At 68.4% G+C, this 25,981-nt stretch carries 29 protein-coding genes; 9 read left to right on the forward strand and 20 right to left on the reverse strand.

Annotation, left to right across the window (positions count from 1 at the left end):
- From VFZ09_RS01695 to VFZ09_RS01780, 18 genes are all read right to left on the reverse strand, one after another.
- Positions 1-711, reverse strand: a 711-nt coding sequence (locus VFZ09_RS01695; protein ID WP_329725675.1) for an EscU/YscU/HrcU family type III secretion system export apparatus switch protein, incomplete at its 3' end; no start/stop codon positions are given.
- A gap of 15 nt (positions 712-726) precedes the next feature.
- Positions 727-1,545 (reverse strand): flagellar biosynthetic protein FliR, encoded by an 819-nt coding sequence (locus tag VFZ09_RS01700; protein ID WP_329725676.1) that lies wholly within the window; start codon positions 1,543-1,545, stop codon positions 727-729.
- A complete protein-coding gene (gene fliQ, locus VFZ09_RS01705; RefSeq protein WP_329725677.1) occupies positions 1,542-1,805 on the reverse strand; it encodes a flagellar biosynthesis protein FliQ in 264 nt (87 codons plus the stop codon). Before fliQ ends, VFZ09_RS01700 begins: the two co-directional genes overlap by 4 nt.
- 7 nt (positions 1,806-1,812) lie before the next feature.
- Positions 1,813-2,655: a type III secretion system export apparatus subunit SctR gene (gene sctR, locus VFZ09_RS01710; RefSeq protein ID WP_329725678.1), complete on the reverse strand. Its 843-nt coding sequence runs from the start codon at positions 2,653-2,655 to the stop codon at positions 1,813-1,815.
- Positions 2,656-2,667: 12 nt separating this feature from the next.
- Positions 2,668-3,294 carry a flagellar biosynthetic protein FliO gene (locus tag VFZ09_RS01715; RefSeq protein WP_329725679.1) on the reverse strand — a complete coding sequence of 209 codons (627 nt, stop codon included), beginning with the start codon at positions 3,292-3,294 and terminating at the stop codon, positions 2,668-2,670.
- Positions 3,295-3,404: 110 nt separating this feature from the next.
- A complete protein-coding gene (gene sctQ / locus VFZ09_RS01720; protein WP_329725680.1) occupies positions 3,405-4,787 on the reverse strand; it encodes a type III secretion system cytoplasmic ring protein SctQ in 1,383 nt (460 codons plus the stop codon).
- The gene (locus VFZ09_RS01725) at positions 4,784-5,686 is read right to left on the reverse strand and encodes a flagellar hook-length control protein FliK (protein ID WP_329725681.1); all 903 of its coding nucleotides are present in this window, start codon (positions 5,684-5,686) and stop codon (positions 4,784-4,786) included. Before VFZ09_RS01725 ends, sctQ begins: the two co-directional genes overlap by 4 nt.
- 28 nt (positions 5,687-5,714) lie before the next feature.
- Complete coding sequence (locus tag VFZ09_RS01730) at positions 5,715-6,206, reverse strand: flagellar assembly protein FliH (protein WP_329725682.1); 492 nt, start codon at positions 6,204-6,206, stop codon at positions 5,715-5,717.
- 59 nt (positions 6,207-6,265) lie between these two features.
- Positions 6,266-7,582, reverse strand: a complete 1,317-nt coding sequence (sctN, locus tag VFZ09_RS01735) for a type III secretion system ATPase SctN (RefSeq protein ID WP_329725683.1) — start codon at positions 7,580-7,582, stop codon at positions 6,266-6,268.
- A gap of 3 nt (positions 7,583-7,585) precedes the next feature.
- Positions 7,586-8,257, reverse strand: a complete 672-nt coding sequence (locus VFZ09_RS01740) for a FliH/SctL family protein (protein ID WP_329725684.1) — start codon at positions 8,255-8,257, stop codon at positions 7,586-7,588.
- 24 nt (positions 8,258-8,281) lie between these two features.
- Positions 8,282-9,859: a hypothetical protein gene (locus VFZ09_RS01745; protein WP_329725685.1), complete on the reverse strand. Its 1,578-nt coding sequence runs from the start codon at positions 9,857-9,859 to the stop codon at positions 8,282-8,284.
- Between the two features lie 58 nt (positions 9,860-9,917).
- Positions 9,918-10,700 carry a type III secretion protein gene (locus tag VFZ09_RS01750; RefSeq protein WP_329725686.1) on the reverse strand — a complete coding sequence of 261 codons (783 nt, stop codon included), beginning with the start codon at positions 10,698-10,700 and terminating at the stop codon, positions 9,918-9,920.
- Between the two features lie 138 nt (positions 10,701-10,838).
- Complete coding sequence (locus VFZ09_RS01755; RefSeq protein WP_329725687.1) at positions 10,839-11,381, reverse strand: ATP-dependent helicase HrpB; 543 nt, start codon at positions 11,379-11,381, stop codon at positions 10,839-10,841.
- Positions 11,263-12,093: a sigma-70 family RNA polymerase sigma factor gene (locus tag VFZ09_RS01760; protein ID WP_329725688.1), complete on the reverse strand. Its 831-nt coding sequence runs from the start codon at positions 12,091-12,093 to the stop codon at positions 11,263-11,265. Before VFZ09_RS01760 ends, VFZ09_RS01755 begins: the two co-directional genes overlap by 119 nt.
- 9 nt (positions 12,094-12,102) lie before the next feature.
- On the reverse strand, positions 12,103-12,507 hold the full coding sequence (locus VFZ09_RS01765) for a hypothetical protein (protein WP_329725689.1): 405 nt from the start codon (positions 12,505-12,507) through the stop codon (positions 12,103-12,105).
- 25 nt (positions 12,508-12,532) lie between these two features.
- Positions 12,533-12,970, reverse strand: a complete 438-nt coding sequence (locus tag VFZ09_RS01770; protein ID WP_329725690.1) for a tetratricopeptide repeat protein — start codon at positions 12,968-12,970, stop codon at positions 12,533-12,535.
- A gap of 94 nt (positions 12,971-13,064) precedes the next feature.
- Positions 13,065-13,619, reverse strand: a complete 555-nt coding sequence (locus VFZ09_RS01775; protein WP_329725691.1) for a hypothetical protein — start codon at positions 13,617-13,619, stop codon at positions 13,065-13,067.
- A gap of 141 nt (positions 13,620-13,760) precedes the next feature.
- On the reverse strand, positions 13,761-14,039 hold the full coding sequence (locus VFZ09_RS01780; protein WP_329725692.1) for a hypothetical protein: 279 nt from the start codon (positions 14,037-14,039) through the stop codon (positions 13,761-13,763).
- A 206-nt stretch (positions 14,040-14,245) separates the two neighbouring features.
- Between VFZ09_RS01780 and VFZ09_RS01785 the strand changes: the two genes are divergently transcribed.
- The 9 genes from VFZ09_RS01785 to VFZ09_RS01825 all read left to right on the forward strand — a co-directional run bounded on the left by VFZ09_RS01785 (position 14,246) and on the right by VFZ09_RS01825 (position 23,334).
- Positions 14,246-14,812: a hypothetical protein gene (locus VFZ09_RS01785; protein ID WP_329725693.1), complete on the forward strand. Its 567-nt coding sequence runs from the start codon at positions 14,246-14,248 to the stop codon at positions 14,810-14,812.
- A 149-nt stretch (positions 14,813-14,961) separates the two neighbouring features.
- Positions 14,962-15,486, forward strand: a complete 525-nt coding sequence (locus tag VFZ09_RS01790) for a GbsR/MarR family transcriptional regulator (RefSeq protein WP_329725694.1) — start codon at positions 14,962-14,964, stop codon at positions 15,484-15,486.
- A 44-nt stretch (positions 15,487-15,530) separates the two neighbouring features.
- Positions 15,531-16,292, forward strand: a complete 762-nt coding sequence (locus tag VFZ09_RS01795) for an ABC transporter ATP-binding protein (protein WP_329725695.1) — start codon at positions 15,531-15,533, stop codon at positions 16,290-16,292.
- Complete coding sequence (locus tag VFZ09_RS01800; protein WP_329725696.1) at positions 16,293-18,392, forward strand: ABC transporter permease; 2,100 nt, start codon at positions 16,293-16,295, stop codon at positions 18,390-18,392.
- 4 nt (positions 18,393-18,396) lie between these two features.
- Positions 18,397-19,698 carry an ABC transporter permease gene (locus VFZ09_RS01805; protein ID WP_329725697.1) on the forward strand — a complete coding sequence of 434 codons (1,302 nt, stop codon included), beginning with the start codon at positions 18,397-18,399 and terminating at the stop codon, positions 19,696-19,698.
- Positions 19,699-19,703: 5 nt separating this feature from the next.
- Positions 19,704-20,492, forward strand: coding sequence for an outer membrane lipoprotein-sorting protein (locus tag VFZ09_RS01810; protein WP_329725698.1), 789 nt, complete (start codon positions 19,704-19,706; stop codon positions 20,490-20,492).
- Complete coding sequence (locus tag VFZ09_RS01815; RefSeq protein ID WP_329725699.1) at positions 20,489-22,045, forward strand: hypothetical protein; 1,557 nt, start codon at positions 20,489-20,491, stop codon at positions 22,043-22,045. Before VFZ09_RS01810 ends, VFZ09_RS01815 begins: the two co-directional genes overlap by 4 nt.
- Positions 22,046-22,181: 136 nt before the next feature.
- Positions 22,182-22,640 carry a hypothetical protein gene (locus VFZ09_RS01820; RefSeq protein ID WP_329725700.1) on the forward strand — a complete coding sequence of 153 codons (459 nt, stop codon included), beginning with the start codon at positions 22,182-22,184 and terminating at the stop codon, positions 22,638-22,640.
- Positions 22,641-22,755: 115 nt separating this feature from the next.
- The gene (locus VFZ09_RS01825) at positions 22,756-23,334 is read left to right on the forward strand and encodes a hypothetical protein (RefSeq protein WP_329725701.1); all 579 of its coding nucleotides are present in this window, start codon (positions 22,756-22,758) and stop codon (positions 23,332-23,334) included.
- Here VFZ09_RS01825 and VFZ09_RS01830 read toward each other — a convergent pair.
- The gene (locus tag VFZ09_RS01830) at positions 23,325-24,422 is read right to left on the reverse strand and encodes an EAL domain-containing protein (protein WP_329725702.1); all 1,098 of its coding nucleotides are present in this window, start codon (positions 24,420-24,422) and stop codon (positions 23,325-23,327) included. The genes VFZ09_RS01825 and VFZ09_RS01830 overlap by 10 nt on opposite strands.
- Positions 24,423-24,431: 9 nt before the next feature.
- Complete coding sequence (locus tag VFZ09_RS01835) at positions 24,432-25,904, reverse strand: hypothetical protein (RefSeq protein WP_329725703.1); 1,473 nt, start codon at positions 25,902-25,904, stop codon at positions 24,432-24,434.
- Positions 25,905-25,981: the final 77 nt, after the last annotated feature.

A 25,981-nucleotide genomic window follows, 5' to 3' on the forward strand; every position in this document is an offset into this window, starting at 1 on the left:
CTTGTTGTGCGGATCGCCCTCGCTCTCCTTGTATTCCTTCTTCACGTCCTCCTTCGACATCATCTGGTCCTTCATGTACGACTTGCGCTGCCACCAGACGTCGAAGATGCCGAAGAGGAAGAACACCATGCCCACGCGCACGGCGACGCGGTAGGTGAGCTCGCCCATGATGGCGAGGATGGTGGGGATGTCCCGGCGCACCGTCTCCACCACCAGGGGCATGGAGTCGCGCACCACGCCGTAGGTGACGTAGGCGGCGATGCCGATCTTCGTCAGGTTCTTGATGAGCTCGACGATCTGCTTCTTGGTGAAGAGGTTCTTCAACCCCTCGATGGGGTTGAGCTTCTCCAGCTTGGGCATCAGCGGATCCATCGTGAACAGCGAGCCCACCTGGAGGAACTCCACCAGGCCGCCGATGACGGCCACCGCCCCCACCACCGGCAGGGTGAGCAGGAGCACCGCGCTGAGCCCCATGGTCATCAGCTGACCGGTGGCCGCCTCGAGGTTCTCCGGGTGCGCGATGTGATCGAAGCTGAAGTGGAACAGCTCGGTGACACGCTCCTCCACGGTGGACCAGGTGGCCTTGACCACGCCCAGGCCCACCACGAAGCCGAACACGGCCGTCAGGTCCTTGCTCTTCCAGACCTGGCCCTTCTTGCGTGCGTCGTCGAGCTTCTTTTGTGAGGGTTCTTCTGTCTTCTCGTCGGACATGGCGAGGACCCTGGATCAGCCGAGCAGGCGGATGGCGTGGCGGAGCATGGCCAGCATGGAGGCGAACTCCGTCTGCATCCGCTCCATGATGAGGCCGAGCGACATGAAGACGATGACCACGCCCACCAGGGGCTTGATGGCCATGGAGATGAAGAACACCTGGACCTGGGGCGCCACGCGGTTGACGGCGCCCAGCGCCATGTCCGTGAGGAAGGCGGCCAGCATGGCCGGCGCGGCGAGCGCGAGGGAGATCTTCAGCAGGTCCGCGAAGGAGCGGATGAAGAGCTCGAAGAAGGCCCACTCGCCCTGGCTGAAGCGCGGGAAGCGGTCCAGCGGGACGATGGAGAAGCTCTCGGCGAGCGCCTCGATGACCAGGTGGTGGCCGTTGAGGGTGAGGAAGAGCACCACCGCCAGCTGCACCTTGAGGCTGGCGAAGATGGACACCTGCGTGCCGAGCTGCGGCACGTAGAGCTGGGCGTTGTTGCTGCCGGACATGGTGTCCACGAGGTTGCCGGCCACGCGCGCCGCCTCGAAGACGACGTTGACGATGGAGGCCAGCGCCACGCCGATGAAGATCTCCTTGAGCATCAACCCGATGTAGGGGAACGCGCTGGTGGGGATGGCCCCCATGCGCGCGCTGACGGCCGGGAAGAGCACGCCGGAGAGCATGACGCCCACGCCCATCTTGATCTCCGGGGGGATGACCTCACCGCCCAGGAATGGGGAGAGCACCAGCACCGGCATGATCCGGCACATCAGCAGGCCCATGGTGAAGATGACGAGCGAGAGGTTGGCCTGCTCCGTCATCCGGGCGATGACTTCCGAGACGTTCATTTGATCAGCGCCGGGAACTGATCGAACACGTGGAAGGTGAAGCGGACCAGCTGGTGGCCGATCCACGGGCCCGCGAGCGCGAGCACGCCGAAGACGATGATGACCTTGGGAGCGAACGAGAGCGTCTGCTCTTGAATCTGCGTGGTGGCCTGGAAGACGGCGATGATGAAGCCCACCAGGAGGCTCATCAGCACCGGCGGCGCCGAGACGACGAGCACGAGGTAGAGCGCCTGCTGGAGGATGGAGTTCAGCTGGTGCATGTGCGTCTCACAGGTAACCGACGACCAGGCCCTTGGCGATGAGGTACCAGCCGTCGACGAGGACGAAGAGGAGCAGCTTGAAGGGCATGGAGATGGTGGTGGGCGAGAGCATGTGCATGCCCAGCGCCAGCAGGATGTTGGCCACCACCATGTCGATGACGATGAAGGGCACGAAGAGCAGGAAGCCGATCTGGAAGGCCTCCTTGAGCTCGGAGACCACGAAGGCCGGGACGATGGTCATGAAGTCCTTGTCCGTCAGCTCCTTCTTGTCCTCCTCGGTGGTGCGCATCTTCTTGGCGAGGTTGTAGAAGAGCGCCCGGTCCTTGGCGGTGACCTTCTTGATGAGGAAGGCGCGCAGCGGCTCCTTGGACTTGTTGGCCGCTTCCAACAAGGTGCCCACCGACTCCGAGGACAGCAGCGAGGGTCCCCTGGAGAGGATGTCCACCTCCGCGGCCCGGTACATGGCCTGTCCCACCGGGGCCATGATGTAGACGGTGAGGATGATGGCCAGGCCGGTGATGACCTGGGTGGGAGGAATCTGCTGGGTGCCCAGTGCCGAGCGCACGATGGAGAGCACCACGGAGATCTTCACGAAGCTCGTCACCATCATCAACACGAAGGGGACGAGCGACAGCGCGGCCAGCGCCAGCATCAGCACCAGCGGCCGCGAGGCGAAGGAGTCGGGGCTCACCGCGTCGACGTTCACGGCGACGTCGGCGGCGGCGGCGGCCCCACCACCCCCGCGCTTGTTGCGCTGGGCGAAGGCGAGGAAGGGCTCCAGCGCGAACACCACGGCGAAGAGCCAGGGCGACAGGCGGAGGGCGGGGAGGCGGACGTTGGTGAATCTCACGAGTCGTCTCGATCAGGCGCCCGGCGGCTCGGTGCCGCTCGGTTGGGTAGCGGAAGTCTGCTGCTGCGTGGCGTCGCGGCGGGCGAGGAGCTTCCGCAGGAAGGGAGAAAGGGAGATGACGTTGGACGGCGGAGTCTCGGAGCGGATGCGCTCCACCGCCGCGGTGTCGAGCTTGGAGAGCAGCTGGAGGCCGCTCTCGCCTCCGCCCACCAGCAGGTACTCGTCCGCGGCCTTGAGCACGAAGAGGGTGCGGCGCTGGTCCAGCGGCACCCGCTCCAACACCGACACCACCGAGGGCCGCCCCGCGGGCACGCCCTGCAAGCCCATCAGCCTGCGCAGGCCCACGTTGAGCGTGAGGTAGATGGAGGCCACCACCGCGCCGAACAGCAGCAGCGTGCGCATCAGCATCCACCCGAGGCTCTCGGGCTCCTCGTCCAGGCCCGGTGGCCGCTGCGAGGGCGCGCCGAACTCATCCACGGAAGCCGGCGGCGCGGCGGCGGGCGCCACCTGCGCCGCGGGGGCGGCCTGTGCCGGCGGAGCGCTCGGGGCGGGGGCATCGGCCCGGGCCAGCGGCGCCAGCAGGACGCACGCGCACACCAGCCAGACCGGACGCGGGGGAAACACGGAAGACACTGCCATGGTGGGGTGCGAGGCTAGTGCATCGGGCAGGAGACCGCCACGGGCCGCCGCCGCCCTGCCCCGCTCCTCTGCCTGCCTGCCCGGGTCACCCCACACGCGCCGCGCTCCTCTCAGCCCGCGAGCGAGAGGACCCGGACGCCCAACTGCCCCTCCACCTCCACCAGCTCGCCCCGGGCAATCACCTTGCCATTCACCGACAGGTCCACCGGCTCTCCCGGCGCCCGGCGCAGCTCCACCACCTGGCCCACCCGCAGGGCCACCACCTGGTCCGCCGTCACCGGCACCCGCGCCAGCTCCACGGAGATCTGCAGCGGGATGTCACCCAGCAGGTCGCCCGAATCCATTCTGTCGTCCAAGGCACCACTCTCCGCCAAAGGGTTGCGCATCTCGGGGTTGGTGAACTCCTCGTCCCCCGTCTCTCCCAGGGCCTCCGCCGCGGACTCATCCGCCTCGGAGGGCACGCGCCTCGGGAAGGATTGATCTCCCGGCACCAGCCCGGTGATGCGTGCCCGGTACTGGCCATCCTCCAGGAACACGTCCGCGGCCAGGCAGCCCTTGCGGGCCAGCCCCAGCAGCAGCCGGGCGGTGCCATTCTCCCCCCGGTCCGGCCGGGCCGAGAACGCATCCACCAGCACCACGTCCTTCACCCGGAGGCTCGCCAGGTCGCGGCTGGAGATCTCCGCCTGGGCGATCTCCGCCCGCAGCCAGGTGCGGACCGAGGACAGCCGGCCCAGGTGGGTCTGGATGTCCGCATGCAACGCGGCCCGGCGCTGCTCGGCCGCCTGCGCCGGCTCCATCACGTCCAGCACGCCCGAGGGCACGAAGAGGCGCACCATGCCCTCCTGCGAGCCGAGCCGGGCCCGGAGCTGGATCACCAACACCGGCCCGTCCTCGCTCAGCCGCGTCACGGCCTCGTCCAGGCCGCGCGCCACGCCCTCCAGGCGCAGCTTGGGCTGGCTCGGATCCATCCCCGGCACCAGCGCCTTGAGCGCCTCGAGGATGACGAAGCTGGCCACGCCCTCCTCGATGTCCGTCAGGGGCCGCACGCCCACGGCCTCGCCCGCGCCACCCAGCAGCGCGTCCACCGCCGCGTGCGCCAGGGGCAGCTCCATCTCCAGCACCGCGCGCCCGCGATGCGGACCGGGCACCAGGAAGGACAGGAAGGTGGGCTCCGCCAGGTGACGGCGCAGCTCGCCCGGACCGATCGCCCGGACCCCTTCCAGCAGGAAGCCCACCTGCGTGTCGAAGAGGCCCTTGAGCCGGGTGCACAGCGCCTCGGCGGCCTCGGCCTTCGGCGTCAGCCACTTGAGGCGCGAGGTGAGCCGGGACTCGTTGAGCGACACCTTCTCCAACCGGGGGAAGGCGTAGGGCTTCCACGGCTTGCCCGGAACGACCGGGGCAGCCGGGGCGGCCGGACGCTTGAGCTGCCTCGCGTCGACCACCATGGTGCGCTCCTGCGGACCGGACTCGTCGTCCAGGTCGAGACTGCTCATGACTTCGCCTCGACGCGCAGCTCCTCGAGGGTGAGGCCACGTCCGGCCAGCGCGTTCTTCAGCGTCTCACGCTGCCCCTCGAGCATCTTCAGCACTTCCTTGTCGCTGCCGCTGAAGGTGGCGTGGATCTTCCCGTTCTTCGCGCTGAGCTTGATGGACAGGCCCTTGAGGACGTCGTTGCGCAGGTCGATCTGGAACTCCGCGTTGCCCGCGGCGTTGGTGCCCACGCGCACGCGCTCGACGATCTTCTGGGCGATCTCATTGGCGATGGCGCGCAGCCGCTCCGAGCCCGACGTGGGCTTGGGCTTGGCCACCGGCACGGGCGCCATCAGCGCGGGGTTGAAGCGGAAGCTGGCGGCCGCCTCGGCGCCGTCCTTCTTGTCCTTGCCGTCCCCGCCGCCCTTGCCCCCACCGTCCGCGTCGGCCTTGAGCGAGCCCTTGCCCTCGCGCCGGGCCTGTACGCCCATCGCGGCGCTCTCGCTGTCCTTGTCGAGCGCCTCGCCGCGCTCGTCCAGGGCCTCGCTGGTGTTCTTCGCGTCCGCCGCGCGCGACTCGACGCGCGTCTGCGTCACGCCCTGGTCCTGCTTCTTCGCCTGCGCCATCTGGGGCGACTCCGGCTGGCGGCCCCCGGACACCTGGCCCTCGGACATGCCCGTCTGGCGCTGCTGACCGCGCAGGTCTCCCGCCTTGCCCTCCTGCTGCAGACGCGCCAGCACGGACTTGCCCAGGTTCTGCTGCGGGGGCTGCTGCGCCTGCGCGGACTTCTGCTGCTGGACCAGCTTGGAGAAGGAGGACTCCCCCTCCTGGCGCTGCTTCGCCTTGGACTCCTGGAGACGCTTCTCCTGGACCAGCCGCTCCGCGGCCTTCTGCGCCTGACGATCGTCTTCGACTCGGCTCATCTCGACACCACCTGGGGGGGCCTGGAGGTTACTTGCGCTGACGCATCAGGAACAAGGTGTTCCCGATTTCCTCCTGGTTCAGCTCCTCCTTGGCCTGGCGCTCGGCCCGGATCTGCTTCGTCCAGTTCTCCTTGTGCTTCTCGATGGCCTTGAGCTCCTTGGCGGCCTCGGCCATCTCGCGACGGCGCTGCTCCACCAGCTTCTCGGCCGTCTTGACGACCTCCTTCTGGCGCTCGATCTCCAGCGCGAGCTGCGCCTCCTCGTCCTTGAGGCGCTCCTCGTACCGGTTCATCATCGTGAAGCTGTTGGGACCGGTGGTCCCCTTGGCCATGAGTCCCTGGAGGTAGGCCATGACCTTCTGCTTGCGCTCGGCCTTGCGCGTCTCGAGCTCCTGCTCCAGGCGTTTGAGCTCGGCCTTCTGCTTCTCCAGCGCCTTGACGGCGTCGGAGAAGGCCTGCTCGGCCTCCTCCTTGGCGCGCTCGCGCATTTCGAGCAGGGTCTGCAACCGGTAGGGGGGCATGGCCCCATCCTAACCTGGAAAACCCCGGGTCCGTCACCCTCCCCTGTCACCCTCCCCTGTCACTCTTCGAACAAGCCGATGAGCTGCTCGACGGTCTCGTCGAATCCACTGTTGGAGTGGGTGTCCTGCTTGAGGAAGTCGATGATGGCGTCGTACTTGTCGATGGCGTAGTCCGTCCGGGGGTCGGTTCCGTACTGATAGGCGCCCAGGAGGATGAGGTCGCGTTGCTTTTCGTACGTGGCGAGCGTCTCGCGCAGCTTGCCCGCGGCCTTCTTGTGCTCCTTGGAGACGATGCCGCTCATCACACGGGAGAGGCTGGCGAGCACGTCCATGGCGGGCCACTGGTTGCGCTCGCCGAGGGCACGGTTGAGGATGAAGTGACCGTCGAGAATACCGCGGACCTCGTCGGCGATGGGCTCCTCCATGTCACCGCCGGCCACGAGGCAGGTGTAGATGGCGGTGCACTTGCCCTTCTCCGAGTTGCCCGTGCGCTCGAGGATGCGCGGCAGCATGGAGAAGACGCTCGGCGGGTAGCCCTGGCGGGCCGGGGGCTCGCCGATGGCGAGGCCGATCTCACGCTGGGCACGGGCCAGACGGGTCACCGTGTCGAGCATGAAGAGGACGTTGCCGCCGCGCTCGCGGAAGTACTCGGCGATGGCCGTGGCCACGTAGGCGGCGCGCAGACGCACGAGGCTGGGCTGGTCCGAGGTGGCGCACACCAGCACGGAGCGCTTCATGCCCTCCTCGCCCATGGCGTCCTCGATGAACTCGCGCACTTCGCGGCCACGCTCGCCGATCAGCGCCACCACGCACAGGTCGGCCTTGGTGTTGCGCGCTATCTGGCCCATCAGCGTGGACTTACCGACGCCGGAGCCGGCGAAGAGGCCCACGCGCTGGCCCTCGCCCACGGTGAGCAGTCCGTCGATGCAGCGCACGCCCAGGGGCAGCGGCCGTTCAATCCGCTGGCGCTTGAAGGGGTCCGGGCAGTCGCGGTCCACGGACCAGTCGAACAGGCCCTCGGTGGGCAGGGGCTTGCCGTCCATGGGCTCGCCGATGCCGTTGAGCACACGGCCCAGCAGCCCTTCCCCGCACTTGATGGAGAGAGGCCTGCCGGTGGGGATGACCTCGCTGTCCGGACCGATGCCGAGCAGCTCGCCCAGGGGCATGAGCATGACCTCGTCACCCTGGAAGCCCACCACCTCGGCCTTCACCGCGTTGCGGCCGCCGTGGCCCTTGATGAGGACGAGCTCGCCCACGCGCACGCCGGGCACGCTCGCCTTGATGACCAGACCCGTCAGCTCGGTGACGCGGCCCTGCACCCGGTACAGCGGCGCTTCCTTGATGAGGGAGAAGTAGCGCTGGAGATCGAGAGCCATGGCTTAGGCGGGACCGTCCTTCTTGCCCTGGTCCGGGAAGAGCACGTTCTGCAGCATCTCGAACTGGGTGGGCAGCTGCGCGTCCACCTTGCCGAACTCCGTCTGCACGATGCAGCCCACCGGGGCCACGTCCGCGTCCTCCTTGATGGACACGTCCACCGCCCGGCCGATGAGCTCCATCAGCTCCGCCTTGCGGGCCCGCAGCACCGCCGCCGACTTGGGATTGACCCGCAGCACCACCGCCCGCGCGTTGCGCAGCTCCTCGATGGCCTTGGCGCAGATGTCCGCCAGCAGTGAAGGGTCGCGCTCCACGTCGCGGCCGATGATCTTCTCGGCGATCTTGCACGCCAGGGCCACCACGTCGCGCTCCTGCTGGGCGAGGATCTCCCCGGCCTGCATCTTCGCGCGCAGCAGCGTCTCCGTGGCCTGCGCCAGGCCCTCCTGCCGGCCCTGCTCGCGCGTCTTCGCCAGCAGGTCCTCGCGCTCGCGCTGGGCCTCCGCGAGGATGCGCTCCTTCTCGCGGTGGGCCTCCTCGATGATGCCCTGGGCGGTCTGCCGGGCATCGAAGACCTCGGCGTTCATCACGCCCGGGCGCGGAGGACGCAGTACCGGCCTGTCCCCACCGGGTAGAGGCTCGGCCCCCGAATCGCCCTTGATCACCTTGCCGATCGCCATGGAAAGCTCCTTGTGCGCCGGATGCTAGCGCGTTCCGCCCCGCGGTCCACGCCCACTCGTACCCGGGCCGCCCGGCTGCTGCGGGCGCCGCTGGACCTGGGACCCGTCCGCCTTCACCGCCGGGAGGGAGGTGCTGGTCCTCAGCACCCTGGGCGGCCGATCAGGCTCGGCCTCGACCCGGGATACAGCGCTCCGGCTCTGCGAGCGTGCCACGGGGGAACGAATGATGCGGGAGACCTCTGAATCCTGCTCGGGAACCTCGGCGACCCGGGACCGGGAGCCCACATTCGTGGGGGGCCGCGACGGCGGCGGGCCGATGCGCGCTCCGGTGGGATCTGGCTTCACGTCCGCCCCCTCCCGGGCACTGCGAGGGGTCACCCGGCTCACCCGCGAGGGCGAGGACTCGGGCGGCGCGTCCTGGCGGCCCCCGTAGCTGGAGCTGGCCCCGGCCCGGCGGGCCTCGCGCTCGGCGATGGGATCCCTCCGCACGTTGACGGACTGGGAGGAGGCGGACCGGCGGACCGAGGCCTCCGAGCTGGCGCCCGCGCGCATCTCCCGGGACACGGCGGGACCCCGGCTCGCGGGGGGCGGCGCCACCACCGCCGGCTTGCCGGCCAGCGAGGGCGGAGGGCCGAGGGCGGGCGGACGCGGAGGGGTGAGCCGTACCGGGCGCTCGATGAGACCCCGGGCCGCGAGCCGCTCCAGGTCCGTGACGATGTCCGTGCGGCCCCCATCCCCGCGGGTCGACGGCTTGGCGCGCTCCTCGCGCACCCACTTCGCGAGCATCTGCCCGAACTCGCTGCGGTGCTTCTCCACCAGGCGCGAGGCGAACTCGGCGGACTGCGCCACGCTGGCCCGCGCCAGCCGGTGCACGCCCGCGCCCCGGATGGCGGAGGCCAGGTTGTCCATGCCGCCGTACAGGTCCAGCTGCGCCCGGGCGTCCTCCTCGGCGAGCTTGCGCGGGGCATTCGCCGTCACGGCGCGCGTGGCGAGCTGGCGCAGGTGGGGAGGCAGCACGGCGAAGGCCGGCTCCCGCTCGCCCTCCGGAATGCCCGCCAGCGCGGGCCCCAGCACGCGCGCGCCCAGCCGGTCACTCATGGTGAGCAGCTCGCGCGTCTGCAGCAGCAGCACGTCGGTGAACTTGAAGGGCACGTGCGCCGAGGCCTCGCGCGACAGCCGCTCCTCCAGCTTCCAGCGCACGATGTCCAGCACCTGCGGCCGGACCTCGCGCGTGAGCTTCACCTTCCCCGTGTTGGGCAGGTGGGAGCGCACCGCCTCGGCCAGCTGCCCCGGCAGCGCGCGCAACATCACCTCCACCAGGGCGGCGCGCTCGCGCTTGAGCAGCCCCGCCAGACGCTCCGGGTCCGCGCTCCACAGCTGCCCGCGCCGGTCCTTCACCAGCCGCTTGATCTCCTGGACCAGCAGGGGAATCCGCTTCTCGCGCGGAATCTGGAGGATCTCCTGGGCCCGGTGCTGGAGCAGCTCCGCCTCTTCCTCGGGCAGATGCTCCAGCGCGGCGACGCCCTCCTGGCCACCGAAGGTGATGGCGGTCAGGAGCATCATCGTCTGTCGCTTGCTCAGCGAGGTGAAGAACTGATCCAACGGTCACCCCGCGGGTGGAAGGCGTTCCAGGAAAAGAGCGCGCAGGGCGCTCGCGCGACTACTTCCGACGGCCCGCCGCGGGAGCGGCATCCCCGCGGAGCATGGGCCACACCGCCAGGCCGATGGCGGCCAGGATGATCATCACCGCCACGCCCGCCATCATCCGGAACTGGCTCACGCTGGAGGCCGTCATCCGCATGCCGAACACGTCCTGCAGGCGGCTCTCCGGGCCCACCTCCGCGTCGGGCGCCAGCGCCGGCGTCAGCAGCACCGTCACCGCCGCGGGCTTGAGCTCCGGCACCGCGGTGGAGACGAACTGCTGCACGTCCTCACGCTTGATGGGCGACTCGTTCTTGAGGCCCGGCCGGTACTTGATGAACACCGACGCCGACGGCTCCGGCTTGTTCTCCGGCTGCGTGAGGTCGTTGTTCTCGGGGATCATCACGATGACCCGCGCCTCCAGCACGCCGTCGATCTGGTTGAGCGCGTTGGACACCTCGCCGCCGAGCGCCTTGAGCAGCATGGCGCGCTCCTCGGTGGCGGTGGGCACCATGCCGCCCTTGGCGAAGTGGTTCAGCCCCTTCTCCATGGGCCGCGGCAGCGAATACGCGCGCAGCAGCTCGGCGGCCTGGGCCGCGTCCGCCTTGGGCACCTGGATCCGGAAGCGCAGCTCGTTGCCGCCCTCTTCCTTCATCTTCGTGGCGGCGATGCCGTTCTTGCTGAGCAGGACGTAGATCTCATTGGCGTCCTGTTCATTCAGGTCGTGTTGCAGGTCGATGGTACAGCCGGTCCCCACCGCGAGAGCGAGGAGGGCGGCGAGCGCGTACGGTCGGAGCGTCATGGGCGCGCCTAGCTTAGATGGGCCGGCTCCCTCGCAACAAGACCCAACCCGAAACAGCCTGGAAAACGAGGAAGGGCACCCCCTCGCTTCGAGGAGACGCCCTTCGGGGTAGAGGAGCCGGCTCGGCCGGCCGCTCGCTCAGACCTGGGTCTTCAGGGTGTCCTTCAGACCGCTGGTGGCCTTCTCGACGACCTTGCTCGTCAGGTCCAGCTCCTGCGTGTACTTGTACATGCCGGCCTGGAGCGAGAGCAGCTCGGCGTTGGAGAACGTCTTCCCGGAGGCGCCGGCCTGGATGAGCTTGTCCATGTTGACCTGGCCCTTCTCCAGCTCGCCGACCACGTGCGACAGCATGTTGCCAACCTTGTTGGCCTCCTGCTTGCCGGTGACGGCCTCGGCGCCGCGCGCGGTGGCGGGCTCCTGGCCGGCGGTGTTCACCTTGTTGAGCGCCGCCTTCTCCGTCTTGTTGACGGACTCGGTGTGGCGGATCTGCTCGGCGCGCTGGGTCGCCTGAGTGGCCTGGGTGGCCTGGACCTGCTCCGGCCCGCCCGCGGCCTGGGCCTTGTTAGCGAGGGCCGCGTCGAACTTCGAGGCCCCCTGCTTGTTGACCTGCTGCGCGCCCTGATCCTGCAACTTCTGCTGAGCGATCTGCGCCGCCGAGACGCCGGCCATCGGACCCGCCATGTGATTGCCTCCTTGAATCCTCAGGGGAGGAAGAGTCCTCCTCGTTCAAAAGCTCCTTGAGCCGCTCGATGGCGCGCGCATGCAGCCGCGACGCCCAGCTCTTCGACTGCCCGATCTCCGCCCCTGCCTCTTCCAGCGTCTTGCCCTGGAAGTAGTAGCCCTGCAGAAGCCGCTTCTCCTTCTCCGGCAGCTTCTCGATGGCCGCCCGCAACCTCACCCGCTGCTGCTCGAGCTCCATCCGTTGATCCGCCGGAAGGGACTCGTCCGAGAAGCCGAGGGTGTCCGCACCTTCGAGGCTGGTCGCGAACACCATCGCCAGTCCCGCCACCGCGTTGGAGATCTCCATGACATCATCGTCAATGGACCCCCCGCGGTTGCCTCCTCCCTGCTCGCGATCCGAAAGATTTCCCAGATAGGCCGTCGCGCGCTCTCCCATGTAGGAGCTGCGCGCGTCGTTGCCCTTGAGAACTCCCATCTTGCGCAGGCCGTCGTAGATGGCGCCCTTGATGCGGTAGTGGGCAAATGTGAGGAAGTTGGCTCCTACCTTCGGATCAAAGCGATCCGCCGCCTCCAGCAGGCCAATCTGGCCGTAGGCGATGAGCTCATCGAGCTCGAGCTGGGCGGAGAACTGCCTGCGCACGGTGGCCGCGAGGGACCGCACGTAGGGGCCGTACTTCTCCAGCAGGACCTTCTTGTCTTCGCCGAGAGCCAAGCGGGGCGCTCACTCGGCCTTCGACCACAACCGCTCGAGGGCCTGATTCAGTCGGGGGTCATCCTGCAAGGCATCGGCGATCTTGCTGGTGAGCGCCGACGACTTCATCCGCAGCTTCTCTTTGAGCACTTCGGCGACGAGCTTCTTGGTCGCCTCTTCCTTGTTCTTGAAGTCCCCGTTCTTGAGCTGTTTGGCGATGGCGAGCGCCTGGGAGGTGATGGGGTCAGCGGCCTGGGGCCCCTGAACGTTGCCGGAGCCCACGGCTCCGGAGGGGCCCACCAGCCCCGCGGTGCGATCCACCGCGCCACCAAAACTCGTCGCCCCTGCCTTGCCGGCCGGCGCCTTGCCGGAGGGGCCCTTGGCGCCTCCAGCCCGTCCCTTTCCGCCCCCTCGTCCAACTCCACCGACCGACATCGGCATCTCCTTCCGTCAATACAGTCTACTTCTTCGCGGCGGGCGGAGGCAGGGCCCCCGCTTCTTTTGCTTCGATGAGGGCGCGGGCCAGCCGTCCCCCATCTCCATCCGCATCCAGATCGATGGCGGCCTTCAGCTCCTTGAGGGCCTCGGGCACCTTGCCCATGAACAACAGGGCCTCGCCCACATGTGCCCGCGGCAGCGCGGAGTTGGGGGCGAGCCGCTGGGCGGCCCGGTAGGCCTGCAGCGCCTTGTCATGGCGGCCCTGGGCGAACTCGAGCGAGCCCAACGCCAGCTGGGGCACCTCGCTCCTGGGCATCAGCAGCGCGGCGCCGGCGAAGATCTCGCGCGCCTTGTCGAACTGGCCCATGTCCAGCCACAGGTACCCCGCCTCGAGGAGGATCATCGCCTCCCGCCTGGCGAGCGGCACGAGGCTGCCCGAGATCTCCGAAGTCTCCGCCATGTGACGTCTGCTTCCTTTTCCGGCCCGGCCATGGGGAGGACGAGGCCTCGTCCTCCCCGGGGCACCGGACCCGTGAGACCGCCAGCGCCGGGCGCTAGCGGATGTTGCCGATGGAGTTCTTCGCCGAGTCGTGCCGGGTCTTCAGCACGTTGGAGATGGTGCTGAACACCTGGTTCTCGCGCTGCATGGCGACCTGCAGGCCCAGCAGCTTCTTCTGCTCGGCGAACATGCCCTGCATCTCGCCGTTGAACTCGCTGCCCACGCCGCTGCCGCCGCTGGGCAGGTTCACCTGGCCGCTGTTGCCGCCCGAGGCGCTGATGGCAGTGGAGCCCGACACGAGCGCGCTGCCACCACCGGCGTTGAGCGTGGTGTTCATGGGAGCCGCGCCGGAGCCCAGGGCCGCACCGTAGTACGGGGCCGAGCCGGAGCCGCTGGAGTTGCTGAAGGTGGTGAGCGACGACACCGCCGCGGACACCACGGAGCCACCGGGCACCATGTTGGCCACCACACCCACGCCGCCAGCCACCATGTTGGCCGCCGTGCCGACACCGTTCTGCACGCGAGCGGCGAAGCTCGTGTCGGGGGTCACGCGGGCCGTGGTCACGTTGGTGGACATCCGCGGCATGTTCAGGTTGCTGTCGATCTTCATGGTTCCTCTCCAGACGATGGAACGGCCAAGGCTTCGTGGAGCACGGGGATTCCAGCGCTCCCTTTTCCTGAATTATCGGTGATCGTCCGCCCCAGTTGCGTCTGATCCACCAGAAAGTCGGCCCGGGCCGGAAAACCTCAATTATCTCCGGCCTTTACCCTTGGCCTCGGCCACCAGCCGCTCGCGCGTCTCCAGGAGGACGCCGAGCAATTCCTCGGTGCGGGAGATGGCGGCCTGGACCTTCTTGGCGTGCTCGGCCTTGGGGCCCTTGAGGTTGGCCAGCTCACTCTTGACCGGGGTGAAGAGGGACTGGACCTCCTCGGCGCTGGCGGACTCGATGAAGGACTCGATGGCGGGGAAGGAAGGCGTGGGCAGGGGCTCGGCGACGGGCGCGGGCTGCTGCTTGGACGGGGGAGGCATGAGGGAAAGGTAGGGGAAAACGCCCTCCGGGTTCAAGCCGCCTGCCCTACGAACGAGGCGGCGCGCCAACAAAAGACGCCCGGGGAGGGCTCAGGCACTCCCACTTCCCGGGGCGTCCCTGGCCGCTACCCAGAGTGCACCTAGCTTTTGCCCAGCGGGGGGCACGTCCATGGGGGGCACGGCCACCGCCTCAAAGGGAGAATCTCATGACGAAGAAGATCGTGGGGCTGTTCGCGACCGTGGCGCTGCTGAGCTCTGGCGTGGCCCTGGCCAATGACGACAAGGGCAAGAGCCAGCAGCAGGGCCAGACCAGCGGACAGATGGGCAGCGGCGACATCGGCGGCGCGGGCGACCAGGGCCAGACCGGCCACATGCAGGGCCAGACCGGGCACATGGGCAAGTCGGGTCAGATGGGCATGATGGGCGAGAAGCAGGTCACCGGCACCGTGGTGAAGAGCAGCAGCAACCAGGTCAGCCTGCGCACGGACAACGGCATCATCCCCTTGAAGATCGACAAGGACACCCAGTTCCAGGATCCGAGCGTCAAGCGGGTCAAGGACCTCAAGGAAGGCCAGCAGGTGCGCGCCAGCTTCGACATCAAGGGCACGGACAACGTGGCCAAGAGCATCTCGCTGGACAACGCGAACACGGGCGGCAGCGGCCTGGAAGGCGACACGGGCATCAACCAGGACATCAACAAGGACAAGGACATGGGCGGTGACGTGGGCGGCGGCGCCGGCGACAAGGGCGGCTCCGGCGACGTGAAGTACTAGCCCTTCACCCCCACGTCCCTCGTGAGGATGAAGTCCTCGAGCCCGCGGCGCCGCACCGGTGCCGCGGGCTCATCAATTCATTCAGTATTGACTGAATGTCCTGACGCCAGTAGACGGGTGCGCGATTTCCGCTCCGGAAAGGGCCGCGCATGCGTCGGGACGGGTTGGACGCCGGGGAAGAGCAGTTCATCGAGTCGATGGGCCTGTTCTTCGAGCGCCAGGGCGTGCCGCGCATCGGCGGCCGCATCCTCGGATTGCTGCTGCTGGCCGAGAAGCCGCTCGCGCTGGGCGAGGTCGCCCGGCTGCTGAGGGTGAGTCCGGCCTCGGTCTCCACCAACGTGCGCCAGCTGCAGGCCAGTGGCCTGGTGGACCCCGCCAGCATCCCAGGGGATCGCCGCCACTACTACGTCTTCAACAGCTCGGGCTGGGACCACCGGCTCGAGATGGCCGTCACGGCCATGGACGCCCTGGGCCAACTGTGCCAGGACGCACTCGCCATGCCCGGATTGAAGGAACGCGACAAGCTGCGCGAGGCGGTGGAGTTCTGCGGCTTCTACCGCCAGGAGCTGTCCGGTGCGGCCGAGCGTTGGCGCGCCCGCTTCGCTCGCAGACCCGGCAGCCAGACCACCCCTTCCCCGCCCTCTCCGCGTCAGCGCCGCAGCGGCACCCGGTAACCTCCCCCACCCCTTCCCCGGTCTCGGAAAGGACCGACCCAGCCATGACCCAGCTCACCGCCGTCTCTGGCGCCAAACGGCCCATCGTCTCCCTCACCGACGTCACCAAGACGTACACCCTGGGCAAGGTGCAGGTGCCCGCGCTCCGGGGCCTGTCGCTGGAGGTATACCCCGGCGAGTTCATCTCCATCGCGGGCCCGTCCGGCAGCGGCAAGACGACGGCGCTCAACCTCATCGGCTGCGTGGACACGGCCAGCTCGGGCGTGGTGAGCGTGGATGGCCAGGACACCAAGACGCTCTCCGAGCGGCAGCTCACGGACCTGCGGCTGCACACCATCGGGTTCATCTTCCAGAGCTTCAACCTGGTCTCGGTGCTCAGCGTCTACCAGAACGTGGAGTTCCCCCTGCTGCTGCAGCGCAAGCTGAACCCGAAGGAGCGCCAGCAGCGGGTGATGACGCTCCTGGAGCAGGTGGGCCTGGACAAGCACGTGAAGCACCGGCCCAACGAGCTGTCCGGTGGCCAGCGCCAGCGCGTGGCGGTGGCGCGCGCGCTCGTCACCCGGCCCAAGCTGGTGCTGGCCGACGAGCCCACCGCCAACCTGGACTCCGTCACCGGCCAGAACATCATCGACCTGATGAAGGAGCTCAACCGCAAGGAGGGCACCACCTTCATCTTCTCCACCCACGACGCCAAGGTGATGAACCACGCCAACGCGGTGATCCGGCTGGCGGACGGGAAGATCCTCGATCGCATCACCCCGGCCGAGGCCCAGCGGGCCATGGCCGCGGGGGCGGAGGGCCACTAGATGGGACAGCTCAAGCTGCTGGTGCAGGTGGCCTTCCGCAACCTGTTCGCCAGCTGGGTCAACGTCATCATCGGCGGCATCATCCTCTTCGGCACCGTGCTGGTGGTGGTGGGAGGCGCCGTGGTGGACAGCCTGGACGAGTCGATGAGCCGCAGCATCATCGGCAGCGTCGCGGGCCACCTCCAGGTGTACTCGGAGAAGTCCAAGGACTCGCTGGCGCTCTACGGGAAGATGGGCGGCGAGGCGGACCTGCGCGTCATCGAGCGCTTCTCCGACATCAAGAAGGTGCTGGAGCAGCACCCCAACGTGAAGACGGTGGTCCCCATGGGGACCAACTCCACCCTGCTGATGTCCGGCAACACGGTGGACCTGACGCTCGCGCGCCTGAGGGATCTCTACAAGCAGGCCGCCGCGGGTGAGACGCCCGGGCTGCGCGCGCAGATCGACAGCCTCAAGTCCCACGTGCGCCAGATGATCGCCCTGCTCGAGAAGGACCTGGAGCGGCGCAACGCCATCGCCGCCGAGAACGCCATGGACCCCGCGGACCTGCGGGCCCTGGAGCGCGCCCGGACCCCGGAGTTCTGGGACGGCTTCGAGAAGGACCCGCTCGCCTCGCTGGAGCTGCTGGAGAACCGCATCGCCCCGCTGGTGACGGACGGGGACATGATTCCCCTGCGCTACCTGGGCACCGACCTGGTCAACTTCCAGAAGACCTTCGACCGGATGCGCATCGTGGACGGCACCGCCGTGCCCGAGGGCCAGCGCGGCCTGCTGCTGCCCAAGTTCTCCTACGAGGAGTTCTACAAGCTGAAGACGGCGCGCCGGCTGGACCTCATCAAGGAGGCCCGCGACGTCAACCACCGGAAGATCGCCGACGACCCCGAGCTCCAGCGCCGCCTGAAGGAGAACCAGACCCAGACGCGCGAGCTCCTCTTCCAGCTGGATCCCCTCAAGACGCAGCAGGCCATCGCGCGGCTGCAGAAGGCGCTCGGGAGCCAGGAGACGGAGCTGGAGAAGCTGCTGGTGGCGTTCTTCACCATGGACGACACCAACTTCGACACGCGCTACCAGCAGTTCTACGCGGAGCTGGTGCCCCTGCTGGACCTCTACCGCCTCCGGCTCGGGGACGAGCTGACCATCACCGCCTTCACGCGCACGGGCTACGCGCGGAGCGCGAACGTGAAGGTGTACGGCACCTTCGATTTCACCGGCATGGAGAAGTCCCAGCTGGCCGGCTCGCTCAGCCTGATGGACCTCATCACCTTCCGCGAGCTGTACGGCTACCTGACGGTGGACCAGAAGGACGAGCTGGAGAAGCTCCAGGCGGCCAGCGGCGTCACCGACGTGAAGCGAGAGGACGCCGAGGCCGCCCTCTTCGGCGAAGACAGCACCCTGGTGGCGGAGACCGCCTCGGGCTCCATCGACGTGGACGCCCAGCTCGAGGGCGTGTCCCAGGCCCGGCAGCAGCAGGAGCAGGCCCCGCGCAAGTACACCCAGCAGGACATCGACGACGGCGTGGTGCTCCATGCCGCGGTGATGCTCAAGAACCCGGACATGCTGGAGCAGACCCTGGTGGAGCTCCAGGAGGCGTCGAAGAAGGCCGGGCTGCCGCTCAAGGTCGTCTCCTGGCACCAGGCCTCGGACCTCGTCGGGCAGATCATCCTGGTGGCCAAGCTGGTGCTCTACGCGGCCGTGTTCATCACCTTCGTGGTGGCGGTGGTCATCATCAACAACGCGGTGATGATGGCCACGCTGCAGCGGGTGCGGGAGATCGGCACCCTGCGCGCCATCGGAGCACAGCGGGGCTTCGTGCTGGGCATGGTGCTGCTGGAGACCACCGTGCTGGGCCTGGTGTTCGGCGCGGCGGGCGCGCTGCTGGGCACCCTGGCCGTGAAGGGGCTCGGTGTCATGGGCATCCCCGCGTTCCACGAGTCGCTCTACTTCTTCTTCTCCGGCCCGCGCCTCTTCCCCACCCTGCAGGCCTCCAACATCATCACCGCCCTGGTCATCGTGCTCGGGGTGTCCGCCTTCTCCACCTTCTACCCGGCGTACCTCGCGACCCGGGTCTCGCCCCTCCAGGCGATGCAGACGGACGAGTGACGCCATGTTCCAACTGCTGCTCATCGCCCTGCGCAACCTCGGCTCCCACAAGCGCCGCACGCTGCTGCTCGGCGGCGCCATCGCCGGTGTCACCGCGCTGCTCGTCATCCTCATGGGCCTGGCCAACGGCATCCAGACCACGACGGTGGAGACCGCCACCACGCTCATGACGGGCCACGTCAACGTGGCCGGTTTCTACAAGGTCACCGCCGGCCAGTCCGCCCCCGTCGTCACCGCGGTCCCCCCCCTCCAGAAGCAGCTCCTCCAGGAGGTGCCCGAGCTGGACTACATGGTCCAGCGCGGCCGCGGCTACTCCAAGGTGGTCAGCGACACCCGCTCCATGGACCTCGTCCTGGGCGGCATCGACGTCAAGAACGAGACGGGCTTCCGCAGGGCCCTCATCCTCCGCGAGGGCCGGATGGAGGACCTGGAGCAGCCCAACACCCTGCTGCTCTTCGAGGAGCAGGCCAAGAAGCTCGAGGTGAAGGTGGGCGACACCGTCACCCTCTCCTCCCCCACCATGCGCGGCACCAGCAACACCGTGGACGTGCGCGTGGCCGCCATCGCCGCCAACGTGGGCATGCTCAGCTCCGTCTTCTGCTACCTGCCCAACTCCACCCTGCGCGCCCTCTACCAGATGCGCGACGACGCCACCGGCGCCCTCCACCTCTACCTCAAGGACACCGCCGACGTCCCCGCCGTCCAGGCCCGCCTCATGAAGCGGCTGCCCGAGCTCGGCTACAAGGTGCTCGACCACAACCCCAACCCGTTCTTCATGAAGTTCGAGTCCGTCAACCGCGAGGCCTGGACGGGTCAGCGCCTGGACATCACCAACTGGGAGGATGAGATCTCCTTCATCACCTGGTCCGTGAAGGCGCTCAACGGGCTCACCGTGGGACTGCTCGCCCTGCTGCTCGTCATCATCAGCGTGGGCGTCATGAACACCCTGTGGATCGCCATCCGCGAGCGCACCCGGGAGATCGGCACCCTGCGCGCCATCGGCATGCAGCGCGGGTGGGTGGTGCTGATGTTCTTCCTCGAGGCCCTCCTGCTGGCCCTGTTCGGCACCCTGTCCGGCGCCCTGCTGGGGCTGGCCGTGTGCCTGGGACTCAACGCCGCCCACGTCACCATGCCCATGGCCGTCCAGGTCATCATCATGTCCGAGCAGCTGCGCTTCGCCGTGAGCCCGCTCGCCGTGGCCGGCTCCGTCTTCATCATCACGCTGTGCACCACCCTCGTCTCGCTCATTCCCTCCTTCCTCGCCGCGCGGATGAAGCCCGTCACGGCGATGCACCACATCGGGTGACGACCATGACCCTGCGCAACCTCTTCGGCGCCGTGCTCGCCACGGTGCTCCTCGCCGCTCCCGCCGTCCGGGCCGCCGACATGAAGGACCCGGCCGAGCTCAAGAAGCTGCTGGAGACGCTCGACGACCGCCAGCGCAACGGCGGCGACTACAAGTCGCTGATGTACATCGAGCAGAAGGAGAAGGACAAAACGGACGTCGTGCGCGAGGCCGTGGTGTACCGCCGCGACGCCAAGGATCAGCTGATGATCCTCATGACCAGGCCCAAGGGCGAGGCCGGCAAGGGCTACATGCGGCTGGAGAAGAACCTCTGGAGCTATGATCCCAACACCGGCAAGTGGGATCGGCGCACCGAGCGCGAGCGCATCGCCGGCACCGACAGCCGCCGCGCCGACTTCGACGAGTCCCGGCTCGCCGAGGAGTTCGACCCGGCCTTCGAGGGCGAGGAGAAGCTCGGCAAGTTCACCGCATGGAAGCTCGTCCTCACCGCCAGGCCGGGCGTGGACGTGGCCTACCCCGTGGTGCACCTGTGGGTGGACAAGGACACGTCCAACATCCTCAAGCGCCAGGAGTTCGCCCTCTCCAAGCGCCTGATGCGCACCTCCTACTACCCCAAGTGGATGAAGGTCTTCAGCGAGTCCAAGAAGGCCGACGTCTGGTTCCCCCAGGAGATGCGCTTCTATGACGAGGTGGAGAAGGCCAACTCCACCGTCATCGTCGTGAAGAACGTGGACCTCAAGCCGCTCGAGGAGAACATCTTCACCAAGGCCTGGCTCGAGAGCAAAAGCCGATGAGCACCCGCACCACCCTGGCGCTCGCCGCGGTCCTCACCGCGCTGCCGGCGCTCGCCCAGGAGCGCCCCAACGAGGCCGACCTCTTCGGCGGTGAGACGCCAGAGGCACAGGAGGCCTCGCCCGCTCCGGCGGACGCGGCACGCCCCGGCGAGAGCGCCCTCTTCGGGGACTCGCCCGAGGCCACGGCTCCGGCCCCCGAGGCCCGGGACTCCCGGCCCGCGGACCGGGACGCGCAGGCGCTCGATGGGCCCTCGGCCACCAACGCCTTCGACACCGAGGAGGCCGTCGAGGACCCGCTGAAGATCGGCGGGCGCTTCTACCTGCGCGCCCTCTCCCAGGGCAGCGAGGGGGTGACCTTCGGCAACACCTCCTTCTCCGCCCCCATGCTGGTGGACGGGTACTTCGACGCGCGCCCCACCGACCGGCTCCGCGGCTTCGTGCTCGGCCGGCTCACCTATGATCCAACGCGCAGGGAGGGCTCGGGCAGCCTCCTCCCCGCGGCACCCGGCGCGGCCGCCGCGGACCCGCGCGTGCTGCTGGACCAGGCCTGGCTGCGCTTCGACCTGGGCCGCGCCCTCTTCATCACCGCCGGCAAGCAGCACGTGAAGTGGGGCCCCTCGCGCTTCTGGAACCCCACCGACTTCCTCAGCCCCCAGCGAAGGGATCCGCTCGCCCTCTTCGACGCGCGCACCGGCGCCACCATGCTCAAGGTGCACGTGCCCTGGGAGGCCAAGGGGTGGAACTTCTACGCCATCGGCCTGCTCGACAACGCCGGCCCCGCCGACACGCTCGGCCGCGTCGGTGGCGCCGCCCGCGCCGAGGTGGTGCTCGGCTCCACCGAGCTGGGCTTCGATGCCGTGCTCCAGCGCGGCCGCAAGCCCCGCTTCGGCTTCGACTTCTCCTCCGGCCTCGGCCCCATCGACATCTACGGCGAGCTCGCCATCCGCAGGGGCTCCGACACCCCCATCTACCGGCTGCCCGCGGGGGTCTCCCTGGAGGAGCTGTTCAGCCAGGTCAACGGGGACGGCCCACCGCTCGACCTCGGCTCCATCCCCATCGAGACGACCTACCTGGAGGGCTCGTACATCCCCCAGCTGAGCACCGGCGCCACCTGGACGTTCGCCTACTCGGAGAACGACACCGCCACCGTGGGCGTCGAGTACTTCTACAATCCCACGGGCTACTCCTCCTCGCTGGTCTACCCGTACCTCCTCTTCCAGGGGCAGTATCAGCCCTTCTTCATCGGCCAGCACTACGCCGCCCTCTACGGGCTGCTCGCCGGACCGGGCTCCTGGGACAACACCAACTTCATCCTGTCCAACCTGGGCAACCTCTCGGATCGCTCCTTCATCACCCGCCTGGACGTGACGCACCGGGCCCTGCGCTACCTCAGCGTCGAGGCCTTCGTCGCCCTCAACTACGGCCAGAAGGGCGGCGAGTTCCGCTTCGCCCTCAACCTGCCGGCCATCCGCCGGGGCGAGCAGGAGATCCCTCCCATCCACATCGCCCCGCCCACGCTCCAGGCCGGCGTGGGCCTGCGCATCGACCTCTGATAAGCCCCTGGAATCAGGGGCCTTATCGGGTCACTGCCGGGAAACGGGAAGAATTCGGCCCCCCCTCACGCAACTTCCCCGGGGACCGGGCGATAATGCCTTCAAAGCATTCGTGTCTTTCCCGAAAGGTGTTGCCATGTCCACCCGCATCGGAAGCAACTCTTCCTCCTTCGCCGCCACCACGGCGGCCCGTACGGCGGGCCCGACGATCCAGCCTCCGTCCGCGGAGGATCTCAAGGGCGTGAAGTCCGCCAGCGATCTCGGGTCCGATTTCAAGCTCGGCGTGAACACCGACTCCAAGCTGGAGGACGTGATGTCTTCCCTCGCGCAGCTCGTGGGTGAGAAGAAGGCCCAGGGCTACGGCATGACGATCGAGAGCCTGGGCAAGAGCTTCAAGGGCCGCGCCCTGGAGGGCATCCAGAAGGACATGGCCACGTGGCTCAAGGCCAACCCGAACGCCTCCCCGGAGAAGGTCTTCGAGCAGGCCTCCAAGGTCATGATGAAGCAGGTCCTGATGCAGCAGACCTTCAAGCAGACCATCGACCAGATGAGCAGCGCCGCCGTCAACCGCATGAAGGACACCTTCGAGGGCTGATGCGGCACACGTCCGGCCGGGGCGGGCACTTCGTCCGCTCGCCCCTCGGACGGCGGGACGGAGGCTCGTCCTCCGGGCTGTACCGGTTCGTCCAGCGGTGGACACGTTTGGGGAGATGAGCCCTCTCGCCCTCTCCCTGACGCTGCTGCTCGGACAGAACCCCTCTCCCCCCACCCTCGAGGAGTTGGAGCGCGCCGCCCGCGAGGCGGAAGTGAAGCAGCTGCGCGCCCAGGTGGAGCTCCTTCGAACCGAGCTGGAGGCCCAACAGAGCCAGCAGCAGCAGGACCAGGAGCGGCTGCGGACCGTGGAGCAACGCGAGGCCCTCGTGGGCGCCCGCGCCCAGGCCCTGGAGCAGCTCCGGCAGCAGAGCGTGCGGAGCATGAGCAGCGGCTACCAGTGGATGATCACCGCCGACCAGCTGCTCGAGAAGGGGGACTTCTCCGTGGGCCCCGCGCTCACCTACGCCCGGCAGGACATCTCCGAGGCCCTCGCCAGCGCCGCCGGGAGCGGCCGGGGTGAGACCGCGCGCCTCATCGAGAGCGCGCTCGGCCGGCTCACCACCCTCGAGGAGGCCGTGGAGCAGCGCGACATCTACCGGGCCCGCCTGGAGCTGCAGAGCGCCGGCTTCGAGCTGCACCAGGCCTGGAGGCTCAGCCTCCAGCGCTCGGGCGCCTCGCTCGTCAATCAGGAGTAGTGCGGCGTGACCATGGTGGGCGGGCTGCTCGGCTTCGCGATGAGGTAGCCCTGCACGAAGTCCACCCCGTGCTCGCGCACCCAGCGCAGCTCCTCGGGCGTCTCGATGCCCTCGGCCACCGTGAGGATGCCCAGCTTCTGCGCCAGCTCCAGCAGCTTCTCCGTGATGGACGCCTTGTACGAGTCCTGGTGGATGCCCCGGACGAGCTCCATGTCGAGCTTCATGATGTCCGGCCGCAGCTGGTGGATGAGGTTCAGCGACGAGTACCCCGCTCCCAGGTCATCCAGCGCCACCCGGAAGCCCGCCTGCCGGTAGTAGGCGATCAGCGACTTGAGGTGGTTGGCGTCCGGCGTGTGGTCCGACTCGATGATCTCGAAGACCACGTTGCTCGGCGGCATGCCCACCTCGGAGATGGCCGCCACCGTGGAGCGCAGGCAGAACGCCGGATCGTAGATGGCCGTGGGCGTGAAGTTGATGAAGATGGGCACCTTCAGTCCCAGCCGCGCCGCCTCGCGCACCGCGGACAGCCGCGCCGCCAGGTCCAGCTGGAAGAGCAGATCCGCGTCGCGCGCCAGCGTCAGCATCTTGCCCGGGAACACCAGCGCCCCGTCCCGCTCCAGGCCGCGCAACAGCGCCTCGTAGGCGTACACCTGGCGCGTGTCCTTGGCGTTCACGATGGGCTGGTAGTGGCTGGTGATGCGCTTCTCGGCCAGCATGTCCACCAGCCAGCCCGAGCGGCTGAGGGTGAAGAGCTGCGGCAGCGAGCCCACCCGGGGGAAGTCCCCCAGGCCCGGCTCGCCCTCGCCCTCGACGAAGAGCGCGCGCGTGGCCCGCGACTCCTCGCCCGTCAGCGCGCCCATGACGTCGGCCACGAAGGAACCCAGCTGCGCGCCCTCCAGCCGCACCGCCACGCAGCGATCATCCGGCATGGCCTGGTGCTGGCGCCCGGAGTCTCCCAACTGCCGTACCAGCTTGCCGTAGCTGTGGCCCAGCGGCAGCCAGAGGAAGAGCCGGCCCGGCCCCTCCAGCTCCAGCTTCTCTGGAAGGGACTGGCACCGCTCACACGACTTCGACACGGTCTGGCTCATGCGCCTCACTCACTGCTCACGGAAGACGAGCAATCCCCAGGACGTCTCGGTAGCGTACACGTACCCGTCGCCGGGCACCTTCACGCCAGTGAGGCCGTCCAGGAACGCGCGTCCCCGGCCTGAATCCGTCTCCCGCCACGTATTGTAGTAGGCAATCTGCCGGGGTGTGCTCGGGTTGGACATGTCCAGGACACGCAGACCGTCCTGGCTATGAGCGACGTACAACTTCGTGCCCACCAGCGTCAAACCGAGCACCGGGGACGCCGGCCCCATCTCGAAGCGGCCGACCTCGGTGATGTGGGCAACTTCCGACATGTTCGCGTCCACCGACACCGACACCTCCAGGGCCCGCAGCCGGGAGTTCCAGCCCTCGCTCGCCTCGAAGGCGATGGTCCGGTCCCCGATGGAGCCCACCGCCACCGTGCGGCTGGTGGCGTTGTCGTACCCGAAGCGCCCCAGGAACTTCGGGGCGGCCACATTCGTCACCCCCACCACCGCCAACCCATACGCCCAGTGACCCAGGTAGAGCCGATTGCCGAAAACCACCCCGTCCACCGGGTACTCCCCCTTCAGGGCGTCGCTCTGCGGCACGAAGTAGCGCGTGAGCAGCGAGGGCGAGGCGGGCTTGGAGACATCGAAGATGAGCACCTCGGCCCGGGGCGACGGCGACATCATGTAGAGCCGGTCCCCGTCCACGAACAGGCCCCACCCCGCCAGGACGGAGCTCCCCCCCGGCAGCGAAGTGAGCCACCTGGGCGCCTCGGGCGTGGTCACGTCATAGACGAGCAGGCCCTCGGTCTGGCTGGTGACATAGAGCGTCGTGCCCTTCACCCAGGAGCGGTACCAGGTGTCCGACGTGGGGGTGAGCTCCGCCACCTTCCTGGGCGCCGCCGGGTTCTTCACATCGTAGATGAAGAGGCCCTCGGACAACGCCGTCACGTAGGCGTACCCACCCGACACGAAGACGTCCATGGCCATGCCGCGCGGCAGGGCCATCTCCGACACGAGTTCCACCCCGGACGCCTCCTGCTCGCCCGCGGGCCGCTGGACGCGCACCGCCTCGAAGGTGCCCTCCAGGTCCTTCTCCCCATTCACGCAGCGGCGGAACTGCCCCTTCACCTGATGGGGCGCCGGGGCCTCGCAGCCGGCGAGCGCGATGCGGAGCGTGGAGAAGGAGCGCTCGTAGTCGGCGGCCAGGTAGAAGGTCTCCCCCTCCACGGTGCGCTCCGAGAGCGGGGTGACGAAGAGCAGGGACTGGGACTGATCCGGCGTCAGGAAGAACGCCGTCGGCGTGCCCACTCCGTCGATCGTGACGTTCGTCTTCCAGACCCCATCGGCCTGGACGGCGGCGAAACCCGACCGGTCACATGCGGACAGGTCGAAGGCCGGGAGATCGCACTCGTGCTTCTCCTCCGCCGTGTTCGGGCATCCAGGAAGGGCGAGGAGCAGGGCTCCCGCCATGACCACCAGAGAACGATTCATGCGCCATCCATACCGGGCGCCAGAGGGATGCGAAAGCATTGGTTCACCCAACACCCGGCGACGCGGGGACGTGCAAC

Source organism: Archangium sp. (assembly GCF_036277355.1).
Classification (GTDB): Bacteria; Myxococcota; Myxococcia; order Myxococcales; family Myxococcaceae; genus Archangium.

Coding starts and splice junctions, on each gene's coding strand:
- fliQ (WP_329725677.1), bottom strand. CDS start 1,805: ATGCACCAGCTGAACTCCATCCTCCAGCAGGCGCTCTACCTCGTGCTC.
- VFZ09_RS01820 (WP_329725700.1), top strand. CDS start 22,182: ATGTCCACCCGCATCGGAAGCAACTCTTCCTCCTTCGCCGCCACCACG.
- VFZ09_RS01725 (WP_329725681.1), bottom strand. CDS start 5,686: ATGAGCCGAGTCGAAGACGATCGTCAGGCGCAGAAGGCCGCGGAGCGG.
- VFZ09_RS01830 (WP_329725702.1), bottom strand. CDS start 24,422: ATGAGCCAGACCGTGTCGAAGTCGTGTGAGCGGTGCCAGTCCCTTCCA.
- VFZ09_RS01805 (WP_329725697.1), top strand. CDS start 18,397: ATGTTCCAACTGCTGCTCATCGCCCTGCGCAACCTCGGCTCCCACAAG.
- VFZ09_RS01795 (WP_329725695.1), top strand. CDS start 15,531: ATGACCCAGCTCACCGCCGTCTCTGGCGCCAAACGGCCCATCGTCTCC.
- VFZ09_RS01780 (WP_329725692.1), bottom strand. CDS start 14,039: ATGCCTCCCCCGTCCAAGCAGCAGCCCGCGCCCGTCGCCGAGCCCCTG.
- VFZ09_RS01755 (WP_329725687.1), bottom strand. CDS start 11,381: ATGGCGGGTCCGATGGCCGGCGTCTCGGCGGCGCAGATCGCTCAGCAG.
- VFZ09_RS01730 (WP_329725682.1), bottom strand. CDS start 6,206: ATGCCCCCCTACCGGTTGCAGACCCTGCTCGAAATGCGCGAGCGCGCC.
- VFZ09_RS01740 (WP_329725684.1), bottom strand. CDS start 8,257: ATGGCGATCGGCAAGGTGATCAAGGGCGATTCGGGGGCCGAGCCTCTA.
- VFZ09_RS01810 (WP_329725698.1), top strand. CDS start 19,704: ATGACCCTGCGCAACCTCTTCGGCGCCGTGCTCGCCACGGTGCTCCTC.
- VFZ09_RS01785 (WP_329725693.1), top strand. CDS start 14,246: ATGACGAAGAAGATCGTGGGGCTGTTCGCGACCGTGGCGCTGCTGAGC.
- VFZ09_RS01815 (WP_329725699.1), top strand. CDS start 20,489: ATGAGCACCCGCACCACCCTGGCGCTCGCCGCGGTCCTCACCGCGCTG.
- VFZ09_RS01800 (WP_329725696.1), top strand. CDS start 16,293: ATGGGACAGCTCAAGCTGCTGGTGCAGGTGGCCTTCCGCAACCTGTTC.
- VFZ09_RS01700 (WP_329725676.1), bottom strand. CDS start 1,545: ATGAACGTCTCGGAAGTCATCGCCCGGATGACGGAGCAGGCCAACCTC.
- VFZ09_RS01825 (WP_329725701.1), top strand. CDS start 22,756: ATGAGCCCTCTCGCCCTCTCCCTGACGCTGCTGCTCGGACAGAACCCC.
- VFZ09_RS01775 (WP_329725691.1), bottom strand. CDS start 13,619: ATGAAGATCGACAGCAACCTGAACATGCCGCGGATGTCCACCAACGTG.
- VFZ09_RS01770 (WP_329725690.1), bottom strand. CDS start 12,970: ATGGCGGAGACTTCGGAGATCTCGGGCAGCCTCGTGCCGCTCGCCAGG.
- sctQ (WP_329725680.1), bottom strand. CDS start 4,787: ATGAGCAGTCTCGACCTGGACGACGAGTCCGGTCCGCAGGAGCGCACC.
- VFZ09_RS01765 (WP_329725689.1), bottom strand. CDS start 12,507: ATGTCGGTCGGTGGAGTTGGACGAGGGGGCGGAAAGGGACGGGCTGGA.
- sctN (WP_329725683.1), bottom strand. CDS start 7,582: ATGGCTCTCGATCTCCAGCGCTACTTCTCCCTCATCAAGGAAGCGCCG.
- VFZ09_RS01715 (WP_329725679.1), bottom strand. CDS start 3,294: ATGGCAGTGTCTTCCGTGTTTCCCCCGCGTCCGGTCTGGCTGGTGTGC.
- VFZ09_RS01790 (WP_329725694.1), top strand. CDS start 14,962: ATGCGTCGGGACGGGTTGGACGCCGGGGAAGAGCAGTTCATCGAGTCG.
- VFZ09_RS01750 (WP_329725686.1), bottom strand. CDS start 10,700: ATGACGCTCCGACCGTACGCGCTCGCCGCCCTCCTCGCTCTCGCGGTG.
- VFZ09_RS01835 (WP_329725703.1), bottom strand. CDS start 25,904: ATGAATCGTTCTCTGGTGGTCATGGCGGGAGCCCTGCTCCTCGCCCTT.